The following is a 22997-nucleotide window of genomic DNA, read 5'->3' on the forward strand; positions in this document are numbered from 1 at the left end:
CAGAGGTGGCTTTAGATCAGTTTCTGAAAAGTAAGCTAAATCAGTAGCTTAAATTAATTGGTACTGATCTAATATTTTAGATGGTAGTCATGGTAACCACTACTCTAATAATCACGTGTTGGCTTAAGATATTGATCTCAATTATTTTTTCTTGTATCTGGCTTGATCCAGAAATAACAGCCACAAAGAGCTAAAAATCTTGGTCAAATTGATCGCTTATGTGAAAAGGATCTGAGTTATTCAGGTGCTACAGCAATGGTTATTATTAAGCAGGAAGGGCTGTCTACAAGCAGTAGGTTAGAGCCCTATACTGCTTGAGACTACAACAAACCTTGTATAACTAGGGCTATAATTACTTTGGCTATCATAAGTTGATTTCTACCAGCTTAAGTCACTTGATTTAAATGCTGGGTTTTAAGCCCTCCATCCTCACTGATTCATCATTAACTTAATAGCCGCCACCAAAAATTAATTCTGTTGTTTTTTTGAGCACCGCACTGCTTCTCATGTCACTAAGTTCAAATCCCTGCAGATAAAACTACTACGCCCCCCTGAAGGGGGATGTGTGCGTTAGTACCATTTCTTTACTCTGCAATAGGTCACACCCCAGAGAGGGTGGGCACTTGTGTCAGAGTCGCTAGGTTAGAAGCACTCTTTGAGTTAGGTATAACAACAATAACTAGGTTGATCTATTTCCTTGCCTGTCATCCTCTGGCAGTCATTTGCTCACACGGATACCAGCTTTTCGCTTGGATGTATCTGGCTGCTGAGCCTAGCCGTGATGCCTGGCAATTTGAACCTCATATTGACTGTTGTGCCCTTGGCTTCTTTTACCTTTGTTGGAAGAACCTTTCTCAGGTTCAGAGCTTGCTATTTCTCAACCGGTGACTTTGGTATTCAAATCCAGGAAATCTAGTCTCCTTGATTCGCTGTTTGTGTGATTGAGGGCTCAGATACCTGGCTTTTAAAAAATAACAGCGAAAAGATGACTAAGAGAAAGCAATAATGAACAGTCCATTTCCCCTAAAAAGGCTACTGGCCAGTACAGGCCTTGTACTTGGTACACTATCTAGTGCCCACGTTAATGCCGGTACCGCTTTTGTACATTTATTCGAGTGGAGCTGGAATGATATTGCCAGTGAGTGTGAGAACTTTCTTGGGCCTAAGGGTTTTGATGCGGTGCAAATATCTCCACCCAATGAGCATATCAGCCTGTCCACCTGGTGGGCGCGCTACCAGCCAGTGACTTATACCAACTTAACCAGTCGCAGCGGTACTGAGCTGGAACTGCAAAGCATGATCAATCGTTGTCATGCAGCAGGTGTAAAAGTCTACGCCGATGCGGTAATTAACCATACGGCGGCCTGGAATGGCGGTGGCACCGGTTGGGGAGGCACTCAGTGGACCTTGCTGGACCATCCGGAGTTTTCTGATAACGACTATCACTCCGATTGCACCATTAATAACTACAATGATGCCAATCATGTGTGGAGCTGTCGGTTGAGTGGTTTGCCAGATTTGGATACTGGCTCCAGTTATGTGCAGGGAAAACTCGCTGGTTACCTGAGTAAATTAAAAGGCATGGGAGTTGATGGCTTCCGTATTGATGCCGTCAAGCACATGTCCCCCGGTGATTTACAGGCAATTGTGAATCAAGCTGGAAACCCCTGGGTATTTTCAGAGGTTATTGGTGCTGCCGGTGAGGCCTCAGAAATCCAGCCTTACAATTATACTTTTCTAGGTCGGGTTACTGAATTTAAATATGGCACGGATGTAGCCAGCAACTTTAACGGTCAGATTAAAAATCTTGCCACTATTGGTGAAAGCTGGGGACTGCTCTCCTCCAGTGATGCCGTTCATTTTATTGATAATCACGATCGCGAGCGGGGCCATGGTGGCGGTGGGAATCTGACTTATCACGATGGAGCCAAATACAATCTGGCCAATGTCTTTATGCTCGCTCACCCCTATGGCTACCCCAAGGTAATGTCCGGGTATAACTTTACCGATACCGACATTGGCCCTCCCAGCAGTGGCCCGAATAACTGTCAAAATGGTGCCTGGGTATGCCAGCATCGCTGGGGTAATATCGCCAATATGGTAGGTTTCCGTAACTATACCAATGGCACCGCCATGAATAATTGGTGGGACAATGACAACAATCAGATTGCCTTTGGCCGTGGCAACAAAGGATTTGTGGTGATCAATAATGAGGGGGGCTCTCTGAAACAGATGCTCTACACCGGCATGCCTGCAGGGGATTATTGCAATGTGTTGGCGGGCGATAACGAGTGCAGTGGCGATGTGATTACTGTAGATAGTAGCGGCTATGCCACCTTTAATGTCGCTGCTAACTCTGCCGCGGCAATTCATGGTGGGCAATTGGCGACGCCTTGTGACGATTGTGCTGAACCTGGTTTTCCCAGCCTTTACTTTCGCGGTACCGCCAACAACTGGGGTAGTACAGCATTCGAAAAAGTGAGTGATAATACCTGGCAATTAGTTGTGAACTTTGATGGTCAGGCGGACCAGCGTTTTAAGCTGGATATTTATGGTGATTGGACAGAGAACTACGGCGATGATGGTGCCGATGGTACTTTGGATAAGACCGGTGCAGATATTTATACCTCTGTGAGCGGTAATTACCGAATCGAAGTCAACGACCAGAGCCTGAGCTACAGCCTAACTGAAGTTTCCTCACAGCAGGCACCGGTTGCGGTTGTCACTCCCTCAGCAGTTACCGTTGGGGTCAATGAAAGTATCACGTTGGATGCCAGCGCTTCTAACGATACCGATGGCAGTGTAGTGTCTTATAGCTGGAGTAGTGGTGGCAGCAACGCTAGTACTTCCCTGAGTTTTGCCAACGCTGGAACCTATGTAGAAACCGTAACGGTAACGGATAACGATGGCTTGACTGATAGTGCCACTGCGGCCATTACTGTGACTGATCCCAGCGGAGGCTATGCACAGAACTTCACGGCACTGCATTTTCGGGGAACGCCCAATAGCTGGGGCACCCAGGCCATGACTCTGATAGCAGATAATATCTGGCGTACTACGGTTGTATTTGATGGCAGTAGCAACCAGCGTTTTAAATTTGATGTAAGCACTAACTGGGATGAAAATTACGGGGACAACAATGCCGATGGTTCTCTGGAGCAGGGGGGCAATGATATTTATACCAATGTGTCTGGTACTTATCTTGTTGAAGTGAATGATAAAACACTCAGTTATACCCTGACTTGTGTGGATTGCGGCAGCCATACCTCTAATTTTGCCTCTCTACACTTTCGTGGAACGCCAAATAACTGGGGAGCTGAGGCTATGCAGTTAGTGGCGGACAACCTTTGGGAAATTTCGGTTAACTTCGATGGTCAATCCCAGCAACGTTTTAAGTTTGATGTGAGTGGCGATTGGAGTGAAAACTATGGTGATAGTGACGCTAATGGAACTTTGGAGCAGGGTGGTTCTGATATTTACACCTCCGTTACAGGGAACTATAAGGTGCAGATGAATGATCAGACCTTGATTTATAGTCTGGTAGCCCAGTGAATATTATCTAGTATTGATACAGAAAACCCGGCTTTGAACCGGGTTTTCTGTAATAAAAGACTGTATTTGCTAGTCAATTGTCAAGCTTGAAGATATGGCCTTCAAAGGGGGGAAGATTAAGTGTTATTCGCCCCTGGCCATTTTGGATAACCAGCTGTTGCTTCGCATTGCTGATCTGCCCTTCTAATGCATAGCTGCCGTCTTTCAGTTTCCACTGTTTAAGTAGCTCATTGGGGATCAGCAGTTCGAATTTGCTGGCCTCTCGATCAAAATTTGCAACGATCAAGAGTTTTTCCGTTTTATTCCAGCGCGCAAAAGAAAATTGTTTTTCCCCATAGCCGCTATCCTGTTTGCGGTTGTAGCTGTGCAAGTCCAGATAATCGCCAAGCAGGGCCGGGCTCTGTTTGGAGAAATTAAGCAGGCGCTGGTAGAAGCTGCGCAATTCTTTTTCTTCTTTTGTCAGCAGTGCAGTGTCAAAAGCGCCCTCATTGTTCCAGCGGCGCACACTGGGTACTGACCAGTAGTCGAAAATGGTGGTGCGGCTGGCTTTACCGAAGCCGGCATCTTTGTTGGCGGGTTCTCCCAACTCCTGGCCAAAGTAAACCAAAGTAGGGGCTGGAGAGAGCGCGGCAGACACCAGCATTGCAGGTTTACCTGCCTCTGGGTTGCCAGAAAATTGTGGGCTGGCAATACGCTGCTCGTCGTGGTTCTCCATAAAGCGCAACATATGAGAGGAGATATCTACCAGGCTTGCCTGCACCTCTGCGATTTTATCTGTGCTGCCCTTGTTCTCTATGACCGCACGAATAGCGTCGTAAGTGCCGACTTTATCGTAGAGGTAATCCATTTTGCCCAGATGCAGATAGTCCCGGTAGCGCTCTGGAGTATAGATTTCGGCAAGTAACAGTGCGTTGGGGTTGCGCATTTTGATGGAGGAATTCAGGTAGCTCCAGAATTCTACCGGCACCATACCGGCCATATCGTAGCGGAATCCGTCCACGCCAAAGTCCAGCCAGTAGTGGGCGATATCGCGGAATTTTTTCCAGGTATCCGGGACTTTCTTGTCTGCCCAAAACTGGGCGTGGGCCCGGTAGTCGCGCTCGGCATACTCCTGGGGTAGCTCAGAAAAGTTCTTGCTGTTATCGGGGCGAACGCCAAAATTAATTTTGACGGTTTCATACCAGTCGTGCATGGCAGGTTGTGCACTGCGCGCGCCATTACCGGTCCATTTAGCTGGACTCTCTACAAACTGCCCATCGACAAGATCATTGGCTTCGCCATTGAGTGGCTGATAACTGTCTTCTGCAACGGGCACGCGGAAGTCTTCGCCCACCACATAGTAGAAATTGTTGTTGCGGGCGTAGGTGACCTGGGTGTTGTCGCCAGCTCCAAAATCCTGCACGCCTTGGGGTTTATCGAGAGAATGATAGGCGCGGGCTACATGGTTAGGCACTATATCGATAATTACTTTCAGGCCGGCCGCGTGGCTGCGTTCCACCAGTGCGCGGAATTCCTGTAATCGCTCTGCTGGGTTATTGGCCAGGTCTGGGTTTACGCTGTAGTAATCCTTGATGGCATAGGGAGAGCCGGCGCGGCCTTTGACCACATCTGGATCATCGTTACTGATACCGTATTCCGTATAGTCGCCAACGAGCGCGTGGTGCAGGGCGCCGGTGTACCAGATATGGGTGGCGCCCAGCGCGTGGATTTCATTCAATGCTTTTGGGGTAAAGTCGGAGAACTTGCCCACACCATTCTCTTCGAGTGTGCCCCAGGGTTTGTTGGTACTGTTAGTGTTGCCAAATAAGCGCGGTAGCACTTGGTAGATAACAGCTTTTTTCTCCGCAATTTTTTCAGCGGGCTGTATTTCTTCCGGGCTGCTCTCCTGGCTGCAGCCGGCAGTGCCGAATAGAGCAGCACCTAGTAGGGAAGCCGAAAGGAGTTTGGCAATAAACAGGGAATGTAACTTCTTCATTGTTTTCTGATGACTTTAAATTTTTTTGTCAGTGAACAGCGGTTTGCTGAATTATTGATTTTTGAGCACTAAATCCAGCGGTTCTTTGTGCCAGTCAAATTTAACCAGCAGTTGCTGCTTGCGCTTGTTGTACCAGGCCCCACGGGGTGCCTGAGCAAAGTCTTTTTCACTGTCGAAAATAGGCAGGGATTCGCCGCTAATATCGAGCTGCACGGGCACTTGTTGCCAGTTGTGGATCTTTAAAGTGACCGTGCGAGATTCCGGCATACCGGTATAACCGGCTCCTTCGCGATTAAAGACGAAGGCTAAACCCTGCTGTTTGTTGTCAGCTGAGAAATGCAGTTTCTCGTATTTGCCTTTTTCAAAAGCCTGCGCAGTAGCGCCATCATCTTCATAAACATAGCGCTCGGACTTTGCTGCTGATGGGTGCGCGTAGTAGTCCAGGGTCAGGTTTTTACTGGAGTAATCACGACTGCTGTGGACATCGTCAATGGTGGGAATAATGGCGCCGGCCCGCACCAGCACAGGAATCGTTTTCAGGTTCACTTCTACCAGGGCCTGATCGCCAGAATATTGTTCATCAGTCCAGTAATCGAACCAGGTGCCGCCGGGCAGCTTTACCGCGACCTCATCCACATCCTCCTCCACGACTGGGGCAACGAGGAAATCCTGACCCCATAGGTAGGCATCCTTGTAGTCCAGTAGAGACAGATCACTTTCGTTTTCGAAAAACAGCGGACGCATCAGTGGCATGCCGGTCTGGCTGTTTTCGAAGGCGAGGGTGTAGTTGTAGGGCAGCAGGCGATAGCGCAGTTTTACATATTCGCGCAGGATATCGCGGGTGCGGCGGTCGTGGAAAACCGGTTCGGAAGCAATATGCTCCTGGGCGTGCGGGCGGTACACCGGTTGGAATACGCCGTATTGTAACCAGCGGATGTAGAGTTCGCGGTCAAATTTCTCACCGCCGGCAAAGCCACCCAGGTCTGAATGGGTGTAGCCAAAGCCCAGCAAGCCCATACTCAGAGCCAATTCCACCTGGGGCTGTAAGCCACCCCATTCCCGAGCGACGTCGCCGGTCCAGGGAATCATGCCGTAGCGCTGGGAGCTGGCAAAACCGGCGCGCATCATAATAAAGGGGCGGCGCTCTGGGTATTTTGCCGTTTGGCGTTCGTGCAGTAATTGCGCCCAGGCGTGGCCGAAGGCGTTGTGGATTTCATCGGCCATACCGATTGCGTGAACGGTATCGGAGGGGTGAACTTCCGGCTCACCCAGGTCGCCCCACCAGCCGGCTACGCCCTGTTCCAATAACCCGTCGTAAATATTCCAGAACCAGTCTCGGCCATCTTCAGAGAAGACATCGATCAGCCCGGTATTGCCGAAGTAGAAATCAAAACGCTTGGGTTCTCCGGCCAGGTTTTTGGCCAGGGCATTATTCGCCACGGCTTCCTGCCAGCGTTCGGAGGTGGAGAGGACAAAAGGCTCTGTCACCAGGATGGTATTGATGCCGCGTTTTTTAAGGTCGGCCATCATCTTTTCTGGTTCGGGAAAGGCTTCCTTGTCCCAGGCAAGATTGCCCATATGACCTTTTATATCTGGGCCAAACCAGTAGAGATCCAACACCAGGGCGTCCAGGGGGAAATCTTCTTCGGCAAACTTATCCACGGTTGCGCGGACTTCAGCTTCGCTGTGATAGCCAAAGCGGGAGGCGAAGTTACCCAGGGCCCAACGGGGTGGCAGGGGCTGTTTGCCGGTGGTGGATACATAATTTTCCAGCAACTGTGGATAAGTCTCACCGGCTACCACGATGTAAGCGGTTCGCCCGGCTACGGCTTCAAATTGCAGGATATCTTCTTCGTTTGCGCCCAGATCCAGGGTGCCGGTGGCAGAGTTGTCGAACAGCAGAATGTATTTGTTGCTGGACAGTACTGCTGGCAGGGAAAAATACATCTGGTTGGATTCGGTGGTGTATCCGTAATGGGCACGGTTATACAGTGGCAGGCGTTGACCGCGACGGTCCATCCCCATAACCCGCTCTCCGCCGCCCAGCAGTTTTTCCTCTGGCGACAGTGCGAAACGGAATCCGCGCATCGTCTCGGTGGCAAAGAAGCCACGCTCTTCACTCAGGATTTGTTCGCTACCGCGCAAGTACTCGATTCGGAAGGGAGACTTGTGGATGACTGCAGTAAGCGAGCCAGTGCGGTAAACGAGCTTGTCCCCTTTTTGCTTCAGCGTAGCCTCGGGTCGGCCGGCAGAATCGCTGGCCAACGCAAATGAGGGCAACTGCTTCAGGCCTTCGCGGCGATAGTGCACCGATAGCGCTGACGGACCAACCGGGGTGAGGGTGACCTCGCCCTCACTCGTCTGTACAGTTAGTGAGTCTTCGCTCATGGTGTGATCGTGGTAGTTGCGCTGTTCAGCGGCCAGGGATTGAGCGCTCAGGCAGAGTGTAGCTGCGAGGCACACCAGGCGCAGGAGTGGGAGTTTTAGGATCATCGCGCGGGACTTCAGTTGCTTGATTAGGATTCACTGGTTTTTGTTGGCCCGACGCGTACGCTGGGCCTGAGTTTATCCTAAAGCGCAGAATCTGGCCCGCATCCTCCCCGCTGGGGGGAGGATGGAGGTCTGTGGTGGGCGTGTCAGAATGGCAAAATAAGCATAACGAGAGATGCGGTGACCCTATGAGCCAATCAGAGCCCAATCCTATTCAACAGCCCCGTCTGCCCTTCTGGCAGGTATGGAATGTCAGTCTCGGCTTTCTCGGTGTGCAGTTTGGCTTTTCCCTGCAAAATGCCAATGCCAGCCGGATTCTTTCAGATCTGGGAGCGGACCTGCACTCTCTGTCGCTGTTCTGGATAGTGGCACCGCTCATGGGACTTATTGTGCAACCTATCGTGGGCTCGGCATCGGACCGGACCTGGAGTCGCTTCGGTCGCCGCAACCCCTTTATCCTTTTTGGTGCCATCGCCGCAGCCCTGGGGATGGCGTTTATGCCCAATGCCGGGATTGTGGTGGCGATAGTGGCCCCAATTATTTTCGGCGGCGTTATGTTGGCCCTGATGGACGCGGCCTTTAACGTGACCATGCAGCCTTTCCGCGCCCTGGTGTCCGACATGGTGCCATCAGAGCAGCGCACCCTGGGGTACTCGATACAGTCTTTGCTGATTAACATTGGCGCCATCTTCGGCTCCATGTTGCCATTCATCCTGACTAATGTGATCGGTCTGGAAAATACTGCCCGTGCGGGAGAGGTGGCGCCCTCCGTTATATGGGCTTTCTATATCGGCGCCACAGTGCTGCTGGGCAGTGTGTTGTGGACTGTGCTGCGTACCAAGGAGTATCCGCCAGAGCAGTACAATGCCTATAAAGGTCTCGACTCCGCGCAACTGGAGCGGGAACGACTGCAAAAAGCCCCACTGGCAAAGCGTTTGATCGGTTTTTTCCAACTGCTAATTAAAATGCCGCGTACTATGCGCCAGCTGGCCCTGGTGCAATTTTTCTCCTGGTTTGCCCTGTTTATTATGTGGGTTTACACCACGCCAGCAATCACTCAACATGTTTGGGGAGTGGAAGCCAAGTGGTTTGATCCCGCCTATCTGGAAAGTGTCAAAGAAATTCCCGCACATATCGCTGCCGCTAAGGGTGCTGCCGGTGACTGGGTTGGAATTATTTTTGCTGCTTACTCCCTGTTCGCAGCGATCTTCTCCATTGTCCTGGCCCGTTTGTCTCAGGTACTGGGGCGTAAGCTCACTTATTCCCTATCGCTGGCACTGGGCGGTTTGGGATACATCAGCTTCCTGTTCTTCCAGGGGGGCGATCCCACACAGGTGAATCTGTTGATTACAGAAGTTTCCGTACCCAGTGGCGCCCTGGGATTATTGCTACCGATGGTGGGTGTGGGCATTGCCTGGGCCGCTATTCTGGCGATGCCCTATGCGATCCTCTCCGACTCGCTGCCGGCGGATAAGACCGGTGTTTATATGGGGATTTTTAATTTCACTATCGCCGCACCGCAGATTGTTTCCGCCCTGGTAGCTGGCTTGATATTGAAAACAGTTTTCGAAAACCAGGCAATTTACATCATTGTTTTGGCGGGGGTGTGTATGTTGCTTGGCGCTATATCGGTGGCGCTGGTGAGGGAGAGTTCAGAACCCGAGCCCGCATTAAAGGCAACTACTACAGCTTGATAAAAAGTTGTAAAAGATTGTTAGAAAAGCCCCTGTTAGGGGCTTTTTTATTGCCGGGATTCCAGGTTTTCGCAAAGTTTTCGCATTTATGGGGCTGCAGAGTTTTATGGCGGCTTTTTGACAGTCTGGTGTGAGCGTACCTAGACTGGGCGGATCTCACCGGAAATGAATTAAATTATGTCGATATTCCCTGCTATTGATCAGGCATTAGAGGCTTTTGCCAGTTTTGTTTGGGGGCCCCCCTTATTAGTGCTACTCGTTGGTGGCGGCCTCGCGCTATTAATCTATTCTCGTGGCCGTCCCTATCGCCATCTTGGGCACAGTATTGGGCTTTTAAGTGGCCGATATGATGACCCCAATGACCCTGGCCAAGTGAATCATAGCCAAGCGCTATCCACAGCGCTTTCGGGAACCCTGGGACTTGGCAATATTTCCGGGGTTGCCATCGCAATTACGATTGGTGGGCCTGGGGCGATTTTCTGGATGTGGGTAACTGCCCTGGTGGGGGTGGCTACCAAGTTCTATACAGCGACGCTGGCGGTGATGTTTCGCGGTCGCGATGCCTCCGGGGAACTGCAAGGTGGCCCCATGTATGTTATTCGCGAGGGGTTGGGCCGACGCTGGATGCCGCTCGCGGTACTGTTTGCCGTGGCGGGACTCTGCGGTATGTTGCCGGTGTTTCAGTCCAATCAAACCACGCAGTTACTGCGCGAGTCTTTTGCTGAGCCCTTGGGTTGGGTAGCGCCCGGAGGTTCACTCACTTTTGATTTTGTTATTGGCTTATTAATTGCTGTTGCATCGGCCTACGTTATAGCCGGTCGTATCCAGCGTATCGGTAAATTCTCCGCAAGAGTAGTGCCGGGCATGGTGCTGCTTTATTTGGGCATGACCCTTGTGGTAATTGCCAGCTTCTGGGAGCAGGTACCGGCAGCATTTGCGCTAATTTTCTCTGATGCTTTCAGCGGTCAAGCTATTGCTGGAGGTACTCTGGGTTCGGTAATCACAGTAGGGGTGAGCCGGGGCGCATTTTCTAATGAGGCGGGTATAGGCACAGAGTCTTTGGCCCATGGTGCAGCGAAAACCCGTGAGCCCGTTCGAGAAGGCGTGGTTGCCATGCTGGGCCCCATTGTAGACACACTGGTTATCTGCACTTGCACTGCCCTGGTGATACTACTGACTGGCGCTTGGCAGCAGGAAGGGGATATTGCCGGCGTTACCCTGACTGCACAGGCATTTTCTCAGGTATTTGGGCAGTTTGGTCCAATTTTGCTACTGCTAATGGTCCTACCACTGGCTTTTAGCACCATCGTCACCTGCTGGTATTACGGTATGAAGTGCTATGTTTTTCTTTTTGGCTGCCGCTGGCAGGGCCTTTATACCGGGCTCTATATGATACTGATTGTATTGGGTGCGGTGGCTTCTCTGAGCGCGGTCAACAGCATTATTATTGGCATGTACGCCGTAATGGCTGTGCCCACTATGGTTTCCACATTACTGCTGGCACGGCATGTAAACCGTGCAGCGCATGCGTATTTCACCCGTATGGAAGTCGCAAAGCGGGAGGGGGCAGAGGCCTCTCAATAGCAGACGTTTTTCCAGGCAAAGAAAAAGGCGGACTTAATAGTCCGCCTTTTTTATGGTGCCTTTTCACAAGTGTCTAGATTTTACCTAAGGTACAACGGATACCTTTGTGCCGACTCTGGCGTGGCGGTAGAAAATCTTCGCCATATGCCAGGGGATGCGGATACAGCCATGGGAGGCCGGGTAACCGGGTACATAACCGGCATGCATGGTGACTGGGCCATTAATCCGCATCATGTAATCCATTGAGGCTCCGCGGAAGCGAGACCCGGCAGGCTTGCGATGGCGGCGTACATCCACATTACTGCGCAGTACTTGGCCACGAGAGCTTATATAGTGACCGTACAGGTTGGAGCGGTGGCTGTATTTCTTCTGTGAAATACGAAAGTTACCAGTAGGAGTTCGATGGCCTGGTTTCCCGGTAGAGACCGGGGACATGCCGGCGAGACGTCCTCCCTTATAGAAGTAGGCCATCTGGTCACTTAAGTCGATCACAATACGCGGTGTACCTTGTACATGGCCTTTAAACCACATATGCCGGCTATTTTGTGGTTGAGCTTGTTGGTATCTGCCATATCGAGAATATGCCCTTTGGTTCCTGCTGTATCGAGAGTAGCTCCTTTGATTCCTATTGTATCGGGAGTGTCCCCTATACTCTCTCCGGTACCTGTAATCCCTGCTATATCTGGAGTGCCGGTCATAATGCCCTCCATGCCCCTGATGAGCGACATACCTTGGGCCCTGGCGGGAATAGGGATTGGAATAATCCGCAGCATAGGCCAGGGGGGCCAATATTGCCGATCCAACAACCATTAGCGCAGCGGCGAACGAAGCGTTTTTACGTAGAGCTCCTTGTACTTTTTGTAGGGATGATTTCTGTCGTGTAGGTATAGTTTGATGGTTTTGCAGCGAAGGTCGGTTATGCATTACACACCTCTCTATTGCCAGTGGGCCGTGTAAACAACCATGGATTTAGAGCCTGACCATTGCCTGCCAGGGTGCGGTATCCCTAGCACCCAATCAGAAGCACGGCGCAGGTCAGAGATTTCCCCAAAGCAGCTCCCCGTATACTCGGCCTCAGCTGCGGGATGGGTTAGCACAGGTTTTCACCAATGCAGGTCCAAGGGATGGTAAGGTCCGTGTCTTGGGCCAGTCACATCAAAAAGGAATAAGTGAATTGCTGGTTATTAATCTCACAGACATTTGCAAGAATGGTTTGCGAAGGGATTGATAGGCGTTAGAGCTCCAATCTGAGGAATTATCTTAAAGAGATTTCTTCAGCGGGGTCTTTAGCCGATAAAGTATCAGCGGATTTGCCACATTAGTGAACTTTCATTAGCGGGATCAGGGGTTAATTTATGGAGCGTTTATTTTCCTACGGCACTCTTCAGCAAGAGAATGTACAACTGGAGACTTTTGGCCGTAAGTTACAAGGATCTGAGGATACTTTAATTGGTTACCAGCTTTCTGCAATAAGAATTATAGATCCACAGGTTGTGCAAACTAGCGGCAAGGAGTTTCACCCCATACTGAAGTACACAGGGCATTCTTCTGATACGGTTGAGGGTACAGTCTTTGAAATCTCTGCCGAAGAGCTTGCTCAGTCTGATGCCTATGAAGTGGATGCCTATCGGCGGGTTGCCGCCAAATTGAAATCTGGTAAAGAAGCCTGGATTTATACTGAGGCGAGCTAAAGTAATCATTTACTAAGAAAGTTAATCTTTTAATAGGGGGCATAGGGAGGTGTTTCACAGGGGAGAACGGCCGAGGGGATGCGGATACTGCAGATCAGACCAGGTTTTTCTCGGTTTCTCTGTGAATCAATAGATATGAAACAATATTTCGATAAAGGCAAGAAGGGCCTGGTTGACCTTTCCTGTAAAGTGCCAGCTGAAATCACCGGCAGTTTAAAAGTTTTTCAAGAAGTAGTTGCCGGACTGCCAATATTTTCTTCTGCGGAGCGCAGTGAGAATTTTGTGCAGAGATACGATGAAAAGCACTACTTTGTGATTCCCTATAAGCTCTCACAAACTGGCTTTACTCTGCACACAATGCGTTGTTTGCCTGATGATGCCCCAGAGGTAAATGATCTATCCAAACGCCGAATATTTCACTTTCCCAACTCCCATTATGAGGGGAGTTTACGTAAATTTATGGTGGAGAGCGCCGTAGAGTTATCCCTGGAAAGGGGAAATTCTGGAAAGAGTTCTCTCGAAAGACTGGCGGATGATATCGACAAACTCGATAGAAAATTGACCGTTGGTATGCTGTTAGTTGGGGGTGTTGCCGCAGTGTTTAATCCCCTGATCGGTGCCGGGCTGGCAGCCAAGGCGGTGCTGCCCGGTATGAGAGGCCTGGTCAATTAATTCGGCTTGCGCCCAGCCGGAGAAAAGCTATCGGAATTACAGAGCAAAAAAATGCTTCGTCAGGCAGAGGAAGATGTTGCCAAGCAGTTTTCCGAATCGAATACCCTCAAGGTGATCAATCCTATTCTGCAAGAATTGGAATTAGCGCTGAGAACCACTGAAGCCCAGCACGACCCATTGACCGATCCCAATTTAGCTGATGGCTCAATCCCTGAGCTAAATAGCGAACACTGGCGCGAGTTGACCGAGCGAGCGGTTTATCATGTATATAAGGATGTGTATCGAGATAAGAGACTGGCCAAAAAGGCTCAATTGGGGCCGGAGGACTTGCGCTGGTTTGAGGTATTGTTTGTGGGGATAAAGTAGCTTTAGAGTTTTTTAGAGATAAATTCAGCAGCCGATTTGGCTGCTGAAAAAAGTAAGAGCGGTCTTTAGAAATTGTAAGTCAGCGCTAGGGAGGAGAGGCTGGGCTTTTGCTCATCCATTTCGAAAATAGTGTGCTCCAGGCTTAGGCTCCAGTTGTTGTGGTTCCAACCAGCGGAAACACCATAATAGAGGTCGCTACCATCAGTAGACTCACTATTAGCTAAACTCTCATTATAAGAAATATCATCAAATACTTGAGAGAAGTCATCATTCCATTCATATTTTGCATTGAAATTTCCCTTTCTTTTTAATTCTGCATCCCATGTTTGATATCCAGCACGAATGCCAGCATAAAAATTTTTACTGACATCGGTGGAGAGGAACATGCCCAGCATTTTAGTTTGGGCGTTAAGTACGGCCTTATAGCTATAGTCGTAATAGTAAGTTCCGTTCATGTCAGGAATTACATCATTATCACTTTTCTTAGCTTCAGCCTCGCCTAAGTCTGCATAGCCGCCTTCAATGGCAAGAAAATTATTGAAGCGGTATCCCAGTGTTAAAGACCAGCCGTTAGGATCTGAGAGTTTTGTTCCGAACAGTTCCTGAGCTTCTTGTGAAGAAACATCTGTATCTACCTTTCCATAAGATGACTTAAGGTAGAAGCTGTTTTCTATTGCCATAGTATTGGATGCGGAAAGAGCGATAACGGAGCTGAGAATAAATCTTTTCAAAGGATATCCTTACATCAATATAAAAGACCACCTACCTGGATAAGTAGGCAGCGGTGAGTATTTTGTGGTGATGAATTGGCAGAGAGGTGAAGTATCAAATTCTGTAATGCATTTTTTGAAGTTTGGTAAATGCGTACCAGTTATCAATTTTGGCGCATAGTGCAGCATTAGGTGCGCTTAGTCAATAATCATCCATTACTATCGATTACAGTCTCTTGAAAAGTCAATTTCTCTGTAAACCAGGAAGCAATGGTTGCGTTAAACAGTTGTATTCATAACAAACTGTGAGACCCTCTATGAGTAAATATATTAGGTTGGCTGTTTTTCAATCAGTATTCTTACTGTTTTTAACAGGTATTGTCCCTAAGGTTTTTGCGCAGGAAGATGATGCTGTTCAATTAGTACTCAGTGCTCACCCAGAGAACCATCTAATGGTGAATGCCAGCGTGATTACTGCGGAAGCGGCGAGAGTGGCAATAAGGTTTAAATCTGCAGATACCAGCCGACGACGTACAGCTTATAGTGAGTCAGGCACAGACCACGAAGTAACTGTCGTCGGCCTGCGCGCTGATACTACCTATCGATTTACTGCGGTTGCACTTTTAGATAGTGGTGAGGTTGTTCATAGTGAAATCGTAGAGTTTAAAACAGGATCGGTGCCTGAGGGGGTCCCCGCTGTTGAGCTTTTGAATAAAACGGTTAAGTCCGAGGGGGGCATCACTATCTTCGCGCCATCAGCGGAGAGGGATAGTACTTTCTGGGGATTTGATGAAGAGGGAGAGGTTGTTTGGTATCTGCACGGTGATGTTCCATTAACTGGTGCCCCAGTAGCGAGAAACCTACAGGATGGGCGTTTACTTTTATTACTCAGTGGGGAGGCCCGAGTAATCTCCTTCTCTGGAGAGGTGTTGTCCTCTTTCGAATTGCCGAGTTATCACCACGATGTGCATTTGCTGGAGAATGGCAATCTGTTGGTGTTAACCAACGAAACTGGCCAGTTTGGTGAGCATTTTTTACAAGGAGATGCCATTTTGGAAATCGATACTGAAGGGAACACAGTTTGGCGATGGTCAGCATTTGATCACTTGGATACCAGCCGTTTCCCCGGTGCTTTGGCCAGTAGGGTTTTGGATAACGGAGCCCTTGACTGGAGCCACTCTAATGCACTGCATTATGTTCCTCAGGATTACTCCATTTTACTTTCTAGCCGCTCTCAGAGCTGGGTGGTCAGTATTGATCATCAGTCTGGTGCGGTAAATTGGATAATGGGGAGGGACTCAGATATTGAGAGCGATTTGAAGGATAAATTCTTTACACTACATACTGGTTCCTGGATGGCTTCGCAGCATGCGCCAATGTTGACAAGTAATCATGAAATTCTGATTTACGATAACAGAAATGAAGCTGAGTTGAGTGGCAATATCTACAATAGCCGTGCAGTAAAGTTTCTGCTCAATACATCGACAATGAGTGCTGAGCAAACCTGGGAATACATAGCGCCCAAGTATACTCAATCATTGGGTGACGTTGATGAGCTTGCCGGTGGAAATATATTACTATGTGCCGGTGGCCCATCGGATATCAGTACGGGGAGTGATCGCAATGCTTACTTGATAGAGGTAACATCGACTAGCCCAGCGGAAACTGCGTGGGAATTAAAAGTTTACGATAGCACGATTTATCGAGCAGAGCGTGTTAGTTGGTTGGAAATGTTGACCACCAATCCTGTTTTTAATTTTCCTCAGTAATGACACAAGCTTTTAGGGGGAGTGGTCCTTATAGTTTTTTATTTCAGTGGGAATAGATTTTTTTCACTGCTGATGAAACTTATAAATGTACTGCCCTTTTATGATTCAAGTGTCTCCTGTTACTTTCTGAATATTCTCCTTGGCCCACACTAATTTTGTTGTGGGCCTATGATTATTTACTCTGCTGGAGAAAATCGTATGTTTTTAATCGGAAGTATGCTGATATTTTTCGATTCTTGGTTCTTTAGCTAAAATTGGTTCTAACTCTTTTAATGATTCTTTTAAATGGGGCTCATCCCAGTGCCTTCTTTCACTTTCTTTTGAATCCCATACCTCTAACGTCATAAAGGTATCTGTTTCCTCACTCGAATATAAAATCTGATAACTCAAACATCCGCTCTCCTTTTCAGAGTTCGCTGCCAGTCTTGTCAGAATGCTCTTAGCTTTCTGTGTTTCTCCAAGTTTAGACTTCACTTTTGCCATTACATATAGATTGGGCATTGTCAGATCTCCAGATATATTTATGAATTGCGTTTTACCACTAGTAAGATGCCTGTAATCATTAGAATAAATCCAATAATTCGTTTGGGGTCCAGGCTGGTTTGTTGTGCACCAAAGAGGCCAAAATGGTCGATGGTGGCCATAGCAAAGAGCTGGCCGAGTAACACAAAGGATATAGTATTGCCAACGCCGTATTTTGGTGAAACCCAGGTGACGCTGAGTACGTAAAAAGCAACTAATATCCCGCCGAGATAAAGGTGCCAGGAGATATCTTTGTGAAAACCGGCTACTTGGAAACCTTCAGTTTTAAATAAGTAAATAATAGAGATGGTCAGTCCGACAAAAAACAAAATCGTCGTAGCGAGAGCCGAGCTGCCAAGCTTCACACCTAGACCGCTATTTAACGTGGCCATCACCGGGATGCCGATTCCGGCAATTAACATAAGCGACGGATAAAGAATTGAGCTAGGCACTGCTGGAACCTCACGGAAGGGGTTTTAAGGCTATAACTGCTCATGTAGATGAGTTGTGTTGGCCCACAATGGAAGCTGAAGGGTTATGGAAAGCTGGCGCAGGAACATCAGTTTGCGCCAGCATTATTGATGCGTTATTAACGGCTAGTTTATTAACTGTTTAACGATCGCTTTTCCAACAGCATGTGCACTGGCTGGGTTTTGTCCAGTAATCACACGGCCATCCTCAATGACAAATTCCTGCCAGGGTTGCACTTTGTTAAATCGAGCAGATTTTCTGCTGATAGCCTCTTCAAGCAGAAAGGGGATATCTTCAATGGTGCCAAAATCGATTTCTTCTTCTCGGGTAAATGCAGTCACAGACTTAGTTGCCAGTAAGCTTTCACCATTGCTCAAAGTGATAGGCAGCAGGCCAGCTGGTCCGTGGCACACGGCAGCAAGTACGCCGCCATTTTCATAATGCTCCGCAGATAACTTGGCAAAGTCCTCATTGCTTGCTAAGTCGGAAAGTAGACCAAACCCACCTGGATAGAACACCGCATCGTAACTAGCAGTATTCAACTGGTTTACTGGAATAGTGTTGTTGACACGGTTCTGGAAGTCTTCATCGGCCAATACCTGGCTGTTGACCTCATCTCCTTCAATATCTGTACCGTAGAGTGGTGCTTTGCCACCTTTAATAGAGGCAATATCGTAATCAATGTCATTTTCTTTAAGTACATGCACGACGTGAGTCAGCTCAGGGGAGTAGGTGCCATTAGCTTGGTCGGTTTCCCCGAGGGTTGCATGGTTGGTTACGGGAATAAGTACTTTCTTCATGAATCTCTCCTCTGTGTTAAGCATTCAGTGGGGAGGATTCTAGGTTGTCCCTGATAAGATGATAATATGAGATTTCTGTGAAATACTTTTGCTAAATAGCAATAATGGTGGGGTATGGATACATTTGACGGTGTAGTCGAATTTGTTGCTGTAGCTGAGTGCCAGGGTTTCTCTGCGGCCGCCAAGCAGCTGGGGTGCAGTACCAGCCATGTGAGCCGGCAGGTGGCTCGTTTGGAGGAGCGTCTGGGGAGTGCGCTTCTGGCTAGAACAACGCGCTTGGTCAGCCTGACTCAGGCTGGGGCTGTTTATTACCAGCGCTGTAAAGAGCTGGTTGTGGGTCTGCAACAGGCCAATGAACAGCTAAGCCTGCAGCAGTATGAGCTGAGTGGCACGTTGCGCGTGAGCTGCGCGGGTTTATTTGCTGAACAGTATGTGGCTCCAGCACTGATGAATTTCGCCTTACAACACCCTGACTTAAAGATCGACATCGATTTCAACAGCCGAATGGCCAATTTTGTAGAGGATGGTATCGACTTTGCGATCCGTTATGGCCGCCTTGAGGACTCTGGGCTGGTGGCTCGCAAGCTGGCTGGACGCCAGATGATGGCAGTTGCCAGCACGGAATATCTTGATCAATTCGGCAGGCCAATCCACCCACAGGATTTAAAGTCGCACAGTTGTATTGTTGCGAATAATGAGAACTGGATATTTGATATAGAAGGCACCGAGGAGTCTATTCGCGTTAATGGACGCTGGAGAAGTAATAATGCCCATACAGTGGTTAACGCATGTGAAAAAGGCCTAGGTATTGCCTATATGCCAAAAAGCAGTTTTAACCGCTCTATAGAGTCACAGCTATTAGAGCCCGTACTGGAGCCTTTTTGGGGGCGCGGAGCCAGTAGCTGGATTGTGTATCAGAATCGCCGCTTTTTACCAATACGAGCGAGAATGGCCATTGATTATCTAATGGATCACTTTTCTAGCTGGCAGGAGTAAATATGATAAATATTCTAGAAAACCTCCCGAAAAACACTGAGGTTGAGCACTTCCAGGACATCATAAAGAGTGATGCTATACGAATTGAAAGAATTGTTTCATACGGCCAGTCTTCACCGGAGGAAGGTTGGTATGATCAGAGTGAACACGAATGGGTGCTTGTACTGAGTGGTTATGGTGTGGTGGAGTTTGACTGCGGGGAGATATGCCAGCTGAAGTCTGGTGATTGCTTATTGATAAAGGCTGGAAGAAAGCACCGGGTGATTGAGACATCCTCTGATGAGGCGACGGTATGGTTGGCAATATTTTATCGCGAATAAACTTAAAATGAAGTTCAAAAATAATTGAATTTTGTAGTTTAAATATATCTTCTGTTAGCCAAATTTTTTATAATTTGTAAGTTTAAATTCTTTAATTAACTTCTCTGCACCTAAGCTATGGGTTATTTCCCTTCGATACACCAAGCAGATTTCATCTTTGAAGCCTGGTTGGTCTTTACTAACCCATTGAAGCTGATTTCTTCCAATTGTTTGAGCAACTCGACCAGGAATAATGCCGACCCCGACTCCCTCAAGTGTCATATTTGTGATCAGTTCGTGGCTAGAGGAAGTAATATATTGTTTATATTTATTATTTTTTTCCATGTTTTTTAGCAGCCAATCTGTTTGCATCAGCGCTGGGTCATAAATTAATACGTCCCTAGACTGTATTTTTTCAGGGTTATGCCAAAAACTTACCATATCATGACAGAGGTGCTTTATTATCAAATCAGGATGGGATACGGGATTTACCACAATGCCGATATCAATTTTCCAGCTGATCACTGATTCGACAATTTCCCGAGAAAGCGCGTGTTGGAAGCTTAATTCGATACCTGGATTTTGAGCAATAAATCCGGCTAGCCTTTCAGGCAGCATATGTAGTGAGATGGAGCTGTGACACCCGATAGTGAAGTGACCAACAGCTTCTTTGTTTTCGCGCAGCGCTGAGTACTTTACCTCATCCCAATCATCAAGTAACTGTTGAGCACTTTTTAATAGTCTTAACCCTGCACGAGACAATTGCACACCAGTTTTTTCTCGTATGATTACTTCTGTACCAAGCTGTCTTTCCAGCCTCTTGATAGCCGCGCTTAAACTCGGCTGCCGAATCCCTAATCTCTCTGCAGCTCTTGAGATATTTTTTGTTTTAGCAACTTCAATAAAATAATTGAGTTCATCAGCGTGTGGAAACATAGGTATAACTTATTTAGCCACTTAAAAAGCCAGTGTGTTTAAGTTGAGTCTACATCGACATTTATTTTGTTGCCATAGATATTGCCTATGGCAACCAGCGACGACATCTATTTTTCAAGTTTCAACTCCCATGCTAATTTCTTCGCCTTCCTAGTATTCAAATTATTTCTGGAGTCAGGGTGTCTACATCATCTCTAAGCTATCCGGCGGTAGCGAATGGTAGTGCGGTAACTTATGAAACTAATTTCAATTCAGTTTTAACTTTTCCTCTACATGCTTGGTATGAGTGGGGATACTTACATAATCCAATTACTGCGAGTGACATAGACCTTTCTAGAGTTAAGCACTCCTATGCATTACTGCAGGAACAGCTTGGAGATGATGGAAACCCTATCTACGGTTTGCACACAAGTTATGGAGAGAATGAACGCAATCGCTTAGATCCAAATCAGTGGAAAGAGACACAAGTCAATCTTCTGGAGTACTTAAGAGTTGGTGTTGGTGCGCCATTACCGAAATCGGTAGTCAGGCGTGCATTAAAGTTACAGGCTCTAAAAACAGCGCACGGCTTATCTGGTATCCATCCTTCCACTTATCAAGCGCTTCTTAAGCTGGCCAACAGTGAAACGCTTCCGAGAGTACCTCGAAAAGGGAGCCTTGGAGCCAGTGGTGATTTGATTTCCATGGCCCATGCTATTTCACCACTGTTTGAACAAGGGCCAAGAGGCCCCCGTGATGTCATTGGGCTTGTAAATACCAATGCTATGATGGCTTCCTGGGCTATTGAACATGATTATCAGCTAAGAAAGCTATTAAGAGATTGTTTCAAATCTGTGGCATTAACCTCCATGGCCATAGGGGCAGGAGATGAACACTTCTCCGAAGGGTTGAGCTACGGAGAGGTGCACGGTAGTTATGCTCGTGCTGGCCAATTACTTACCCATTTACGACGTGATTACCTGCGGTCCTCAAGAGTTATCGAGGGTGAAAAAAGCTTATTACAAGCCCGATATTCTGTTCGCTGTGCTCCCCAGATATTAGGCCACTGCCTTGATCTATTGGATTATTCAGAGGCAAAAATTCGTTCCGAAGCCACTGCTGTTGCAGATAACCCTCTAATTCTTGAATCAGGTCCATGGCATGGTGGATTGTTTTATGCGATTGGATTGGCAGCTTCTGCCGAATTTATGCAGGAAATTATCCATCGCTTAGCCGAAATGCTTGATCGACAAATATTGATTTTGATGGATCATCGCTTGAATGGAGGGCTGCCGGATAATTTAAATGTTGAATCGTTTAACCACTGTAAAGGAATTCATCAGTTATCGTCGGCTCTGTTCCAGGAAATAAAAGCTAGATCAACACCTGTGCGTCAGATGAGTTTCTCGTGTGAAGGAAACAATCAGGACTTGGTTCCCTGCGGAATGACAGCTCTCAATAATATCAGTGACCAACTGGATAGTTTAAGGGAAATTATTCGAGCAGCGACTTTTTGCTCAGCTAGGGCAGCAATAATGCGTTCAAGTGGCGATTTGCCAGAAGCATTAAAATTAGTGAATTGGCCGCAATATACAACATCTCAATTAGAGAGTATTCTATGAATTTTAACTATTTAACAGGAAATTTTGGTATTGAGATTTCCGCTAAAGAAATTTCTGAATTAGATCTGGACACTAAGCAAACATTAAAAAATTTATGGCATGAACATGAACTTTTAGTTATCCGAGATATGGACCTGGATACTCAGGCATTTGTTAGGTTCTGCAGCTTGTTTGGGGAGCTTCAGCAGAACTATTTCTTCTTTCAAGGTCACTCAGAGGGTTATCCACAAGTTGCTAAAATTATTAAAGAGCCTGGTGAAAAGAAAAATACAGGAGGAATATGGCATCACGATCAGGGCTATTACTCCAACCCGGTAAAAGGTATCGCATTGTACGGTATTGATATTCCTCCTAGGGGTGGTGATACCCTATTTACAAGTTCAACGCTTGCTTATGAGAGTCTGTCAACGGTAATGCAACAGTTAGTCGGTTCACTCAATGTGATACATACGACAGAGTTGATGCTTAAAAAACAGCCGCTGAAGAAATCAGTAGAAGGTAAAGATGGAGATGATTCAAGTATAGAACGAGCACTAAAATTGATGCCACTAGAATCTGCTATACATCCAGCAGTCTGTAAAAATTCTGTAACCGGTAAGCCTTTTCTCTACCTAAACCGAACTACCACCTCGCAATTTGAGGGAATGACATGCGATGAGAGTATGGGGCTTTTGAATTATTTATTTCAGCATATAGAAAAACCAGAATTCAATTGTCGAGTGCAATGGCGTCCTGGGACCTTGGTTATTTGGAATAATCACCAAGTCTTACACTATGCCGTCAATGATTACAATCAACGACGAGAATTACATCGTGTACATTTTTCTGCTGAAAAACCGATTAAGTATTATAAGTGATTAATTGGTGGA

At 47.5% G+C, this 22997-nt stretch carries 20 protein-coding genes; 11 read left to right on the forward strand and 9 right to left on the reverse strand.

The window, feature by feature from the left end:
- Positions 1-1005: 1005 nt before the first annotated feature.
- Entirely contained in the window at positions 1006-3552 is a 2547-nt protein-coding gene (locus ACJJIC_RS05410) for an alpha amylase C-terminal domain-containing protein (protein ID WP_445356566.1), read from the forward strand.
- A 73-nt stretch (positions 3553-3625) separates the two neighbouring features.
- On the opposite strand, the gene ACJJIC_RS05415 is transcribed toward ACJJIC_RS05410, so the two are convergent.
- Together ACJJIC_RS05415 and ACJJIC_RS05420 are read right to left on the reverse strand one after the other, a co-directional pair.
- Positions 3626-5527, reverse strand: coding sequence for an alpha-amylase family protein (locus tag ACJJIC_RS05415; RefSeq protein ID WP_445356567.1), 1902 nt, complete (start codon positions 5525-5527; stop codon positions 3626-3628).
- A gap of 51 nt (positions 5528-5578) precedes the next feature.
- A complete protein-coding gene (locus ACJJIC_RS05420) occupies positions 5579-8020 on the reverse strand; it encodes a glycoside hydrolase family 31 protein (protein ID WP_445356568.1) in 2442 nt (813 codons plus the stop codon).
- 185 nt (positions 8021-8205) lie between these two features.
- Between ACJJIC_RS05420 and ACJJIC_RS05425 the strand changes: the two genes are divergently transcribed.
- Both ACJJIC_RS05425 and ACJJIC_RS05430 read left to right on the forward strand, forming a co-directional pair.
- Positions 8206-9711 (forward strand): MFS transporter, encoded by a 1506-nt coding sequence (locus ACJJIC_RS05425; RefSeq protein ID WP_444910628.1) that lies wholly within the window; start codon positions 8206-8208, stop codon positions 9709-9711.
- A gap of 177 nt (positions 9712-9888) precedes the next feature.
- On the forward strand, positions 9889-11295 hold the full coding sequence (locus ACJJIC_RS05430; RefSeq protein WP_445356569.1) for an alanine/glycine:cation symporter family protein: 1407 nt from the start codon (positions 9889-9891) through the stop codon (positions 11293-11295).
- An 84-nt stretch (positions 11296-11379) separates the two neighbouring features.
- Here the strand turns inward: ACJJIC_RS05430 and ACJJIC_RS05435 are convergent, their stop codons facing one another.
- Both ACJJIC_RS05435 and ACJJIC_RS05440 read right to left on the reverse strand, forming a co-directional pair.
- Complete coding sequence (locus tag ACJJIC_RS05435) at positions 11380-11787, reverse strand: L,D-transpeptidase family protein (protein WP_252083479.1); 408 nt, start codon at positions 11785-11787, stop codon at positions 11380-11382.
- Positions 11784-12023: a hypothetical protein gene (locus tag ACJJIC_RS05440; RefSeq protein WP_444910626.1), complete on the reverse strand. Its 240-nt coding sequence runs from the start codon at positions 12021-12023 to the stop codon at positions 11784-11786. Before ACJJIC_RS05440 ends, ACJJIC_RS05435 begins: the two co-directional genes overlap by 4 nt.
- 627 nt (positions 12024-12650) lie before the next feature.
- Here ACJJIC_RS05440 and ACJJIC_RS05445 point away from each other — a divergent pair.
- The 3 genes from ACJJIC_RS05445 to ACJJIC_RS05455 all read left to right on the forward strand — a co-directional run bounded on the left by ACJJIC_RS05445 (position 12651) and on the right by ACJJIC_RS05455 (position 14024).
- A complete protein-coding gene (locus ACJJIC_RS05445; RefSeq protein WP_444910625.1) occupies positions 12651-12986 on the forward strand; it encodes a gamma-glutamylcyclotransferase family protein in 336 nt (111 codons plus the stop codon).
- A 135-nt stretch (positions 12987-13121) separates the two neighbouring features.
- Entirely contained in the window at positions 13122-13658 is a 537-nt protein-coding gene (locus tag ACJJIC_RS05450) for a hypothetical protein (protein ID WP_444910624.1), read from the forward strand.
- Between the two features lie 51 nt (positions 13659-13709).
- Positions 13710-14024: a hypothetical protein gene (locus ACJJIC_RS05455; protein WP_444910623.1), complete on the forward strand. Its 315-nt coding sequence runs from the start codon at positions 13710-13712 to the stop codon at positions 14022-14024.
- Positions 14025-14089: 65 nt separating this feature from the next.
- On the opposite strand, the gene ACJJIC_RS05460 is transcribed toward ACJJIC_RS05455, so the two are convergent.
- On the reverse strand, positions 14090-14755 hold the full coding sequence (locus ACJJIC_RS05460) for an outer membrane beta-barrel protein (RefSeq protein WP_444910622.1): 666 nt from the start codon (positions 14753-14755) through the stop codon (positions 14090-14092).
- A 296-nt stretch (positions 14756-15051) separates the two neighbouring features.
- On the opposite strand from ACJJIC_RS05460, the gene ACJJIC_RS05465 reads away from it, so the two are divergent.
- Positions 15052-16503: an aryl-sulfate sulfotransferase gene (locus ACJJIC_RS05465; protein WP_444910621.1), complete on the forward strand. Its 1452-nt coding sequence runs from the start codon at positions 15052-15054 to the stop codon at positions 16501-16503.
- Between the two features lie 204 nt (positions 16504-16707).
- On the opposite strand, the gene ACJJIC_RS05470 is transcribed toward ACJJIC_RS05465, so the two are convergent.
- From ACJJIC_RS05470 to ACJJIC_RS05480, 3 genes are all read right to left on the reverse strand, one after another.
- A complete protein-coding gene (locus ACJJIC_RS05470) occupies positions 16708-17004 on the reverse strand; it encodes a putative quinol monooxygenase (RefSeq protein WP_444910620.1) in 297 nt (98 codons plus the stop codon).
- 20 nt (positions 17005-17024) lie between these two features.
- A complete protein-coding gene (locus ACJJIC_RS05475; protein ID WP_252083467.1) occupies positions 17025-17477 on the reverse strand; it encodes a DMT family transporter in 453 nt (150 codons plus the stop codon).
- Positions 17478-17621: 144 nt separating this feature from the next.
- A complete protein-coding gene (locus ACJJIC_RS05480; protein WP_444910619.1) occupies positions 17622-18296 on the reverse strand; it encodes a type 1 glutamine amidotransferase domain-containing protein in 675 nt (224 codons plus the stop codon).
- A 114-nt stretch (positions 18297-18410) separates the two neighbouring features.
- Here ACJJIC_RS05480 and ACJJIC_RS05485 point away from each other — a divergent pair, with 114 nt between their 5' ends.
- Both ACJJIC_RS05485 and ACJJIC_RS05490 read left to right on the forward strand, forming a co-directional pair.
- Entirely contained in the window at positions 18411-19292 is an 882-nt protein-coding gene (locus tag ACJJIC_RS05485; protein ID WP_252083465.1) for a LysR family transcriptional regulator, read from the forward strand.
- A 2-nt stretch (positions 19293-19294) separates the two neighbouring features.
- Positions 19295-19612, forward strand: coding sequence for a cupin domain-containing protein (locus ACJJIC_RS05490; protein WP_252083464.1), 318 nt, complete (start codon positions 19295-19297; stop codon positions 19610-19612).
- A 54-nt stretch (positions 19613-19666) separates the two neighbouring features.
- Here the strand turns inward: ACJJIC_RS05490 and ACJJIC_RS05495 are convergent, their stop codons facing one another.
- Positions 19667-20527 (reverse strand): LysR family transcriptional regulator, encoded by an 861-nt coding sequence (locus tag ACJJIC_RS05495; RefSeq protein WP_444887317.1) that lies wholly within the window; start codon positions 20525-20527, stop codon positions 19667-19669.
- 179 nt (positions 20528-20706) lie between these two features.
- Here ACJJIC_RS05495 and ACJJIC_RS05500 point away from each other — a divergent pair, with 179 nt between their 5' ends.
- Positions 20707-22128 (forward strand): aromatic amino acid ammonia-lyase, encoded by a 1422-nt coding sequence (locus tag ACJJIC_RS05500; RefSeq protein ID WP_444910618.1) that lies wholly within the window; start codon positions 20707-20709, stop codon positions 22126-22128.
- On the forward strand, positions 22125-22985 hold the full coding sequence (locus ACJJIC_RS05505) for a TauD/TfdA dioxygenase family protein (protein ID WP_444910617.1): 861 nt from the start codon (positions 22125-22127) through the stop codon (positions 22983-22985). The genes ACJJIC_RS05500 and ACJJIC_RS05505 overlap by 4 nt, the downstream gene beginning before the upstream one ends.
- Positions 22986-22997 lie beyond the last annotated feature (12 nt).

It is taken from the genome of Microbulbifer mixtoriginis (SeqCode), assembly GCF_052468275.1.

What these genes read in the sequence shown, in the direction of transcription:
- ACJJIC_RS05485 (WP_252083465.1), top strand. Translation starts at nt 18,411, where the DNA reads ATGGATACATTTGACGGTGTAGTCGAATTTGTTGCTGTAGCTGAGTGC.
- ACJJIC_RS05410 (WP_445356566.1), top strand. Translation starts at nt 1,006, where the DNA reads ATGAACAGTCCATTTCCCCTAAAAAGGCTACTGGCCAGTACAGGCCTT.
- ACJJIC_RS05425 (WP_444910628.1), top strand. Translation starts at nt 8,206, where the DNA reads ATGAGCCAATCAGAGCCCAATCCTATTCAACAGCCCCGTCTGCCCTTC.
- ACJJIC_RS05495 (WP_444887317.1), bottom strand. Translation starts at nt 20,527, where the DNA reads ATGTTTCCACACGCTGATGAACTCAATTATTTTATTGAAGTTGCTAAA.
- ACJJIC_RS05505 (WP_444910617.1), top strand. Translation starts at nt 22,125, where the DNA reads ATGAATTTTAACTATTTAACAGGAAATTTTGGTATTGAGATTTCCGCT.
- ACJJIC_RS05450 (WP_444910624.1), top strand. Translation starts at nt 13,122, where the DNA reads ATGAAACAATATTTCGATAAAGGCAAGAAGGGCCTGGTTGACCTTTCC.
- ACJJIC_RS05415 (WP_445356567.1), bottom strand. Translation starts at nt 5,527, where the DNA reads ATGAAGAAGTTACATTCCCTGTTTATTGCCAAACTCCTTTCGGCTTCC.
- ACJJIC_RS05420 (WP_445356568.1), bottom strand. Translation starts at nt 8,020, where the DNA reads ATGATCCTAAAACTCCCACTCCTGCGCCTGGTGTGCCTCGCAGCTACA.
- ACJJIC_RS05455 (WP_444910623.1), top strand. Translation starts at nt 13,710, where the DNA reads ATGCTTCGTCAGGCAGAGGAAGATGTTGCCAAGCAGTTTTCCGAATCG.
- ACJJIC_RS05440 (WP_444910626.1), bottom strand. Translation starts at nt 12,023, where the DNA reads ATGTCGCTCATCAGGGGCATGGAGGGCATTATGACCGGCACTCCAGAT.
- ACJJIC_RS05490 (WP_252083464.1), top strand. Translation starts at nt 19,295, where the DNA reads ATGATAAATATTCTAGAAAACCTCCCGAAAAACACTGAGGTTGAGCAC.
- ACJJIC_RS05465 (WP_444910621.1), top strand. Translation starts at nt 15,052, where the DNA reads ATGAGTAAATATATTAGGTTGGCTGTTTTTCAATCAGTATTCTTACTG.
- ACJJIC_RS05470 (WP_444910620.1), bottom strand. Translation starts at nt 17,004, where the DNA reads ATGCCCAATCTATATGTAATGGCAAAAGTGAAGTCTAAACTTGGAGAA.
- ACJJIC_RS05430 (WP_445356569.1), top strand. Translation starts at nt 9,889, where the DNA reads ATGTCGATATTCCCTGCTATTGATCAGGCATTAGAGGCTTTTGCCAGT.
- ACJJIC_RS05480 (WP_444910619.1), bottom strand. Translation starts at nt 18,296, where the DNA reads ATGAAGAAAGTACTTATTCCCGTAACCAACCATGCAACCCTCGGGGAA.
- ACJJIC_RS05445 (WP_444910625.1), top strand. Translation starts at nt 12,651, where the DNA reads ATGGAGCGTTTATTTTCCTACGGCACTCTTCAGCAAGAGAATGTACAA.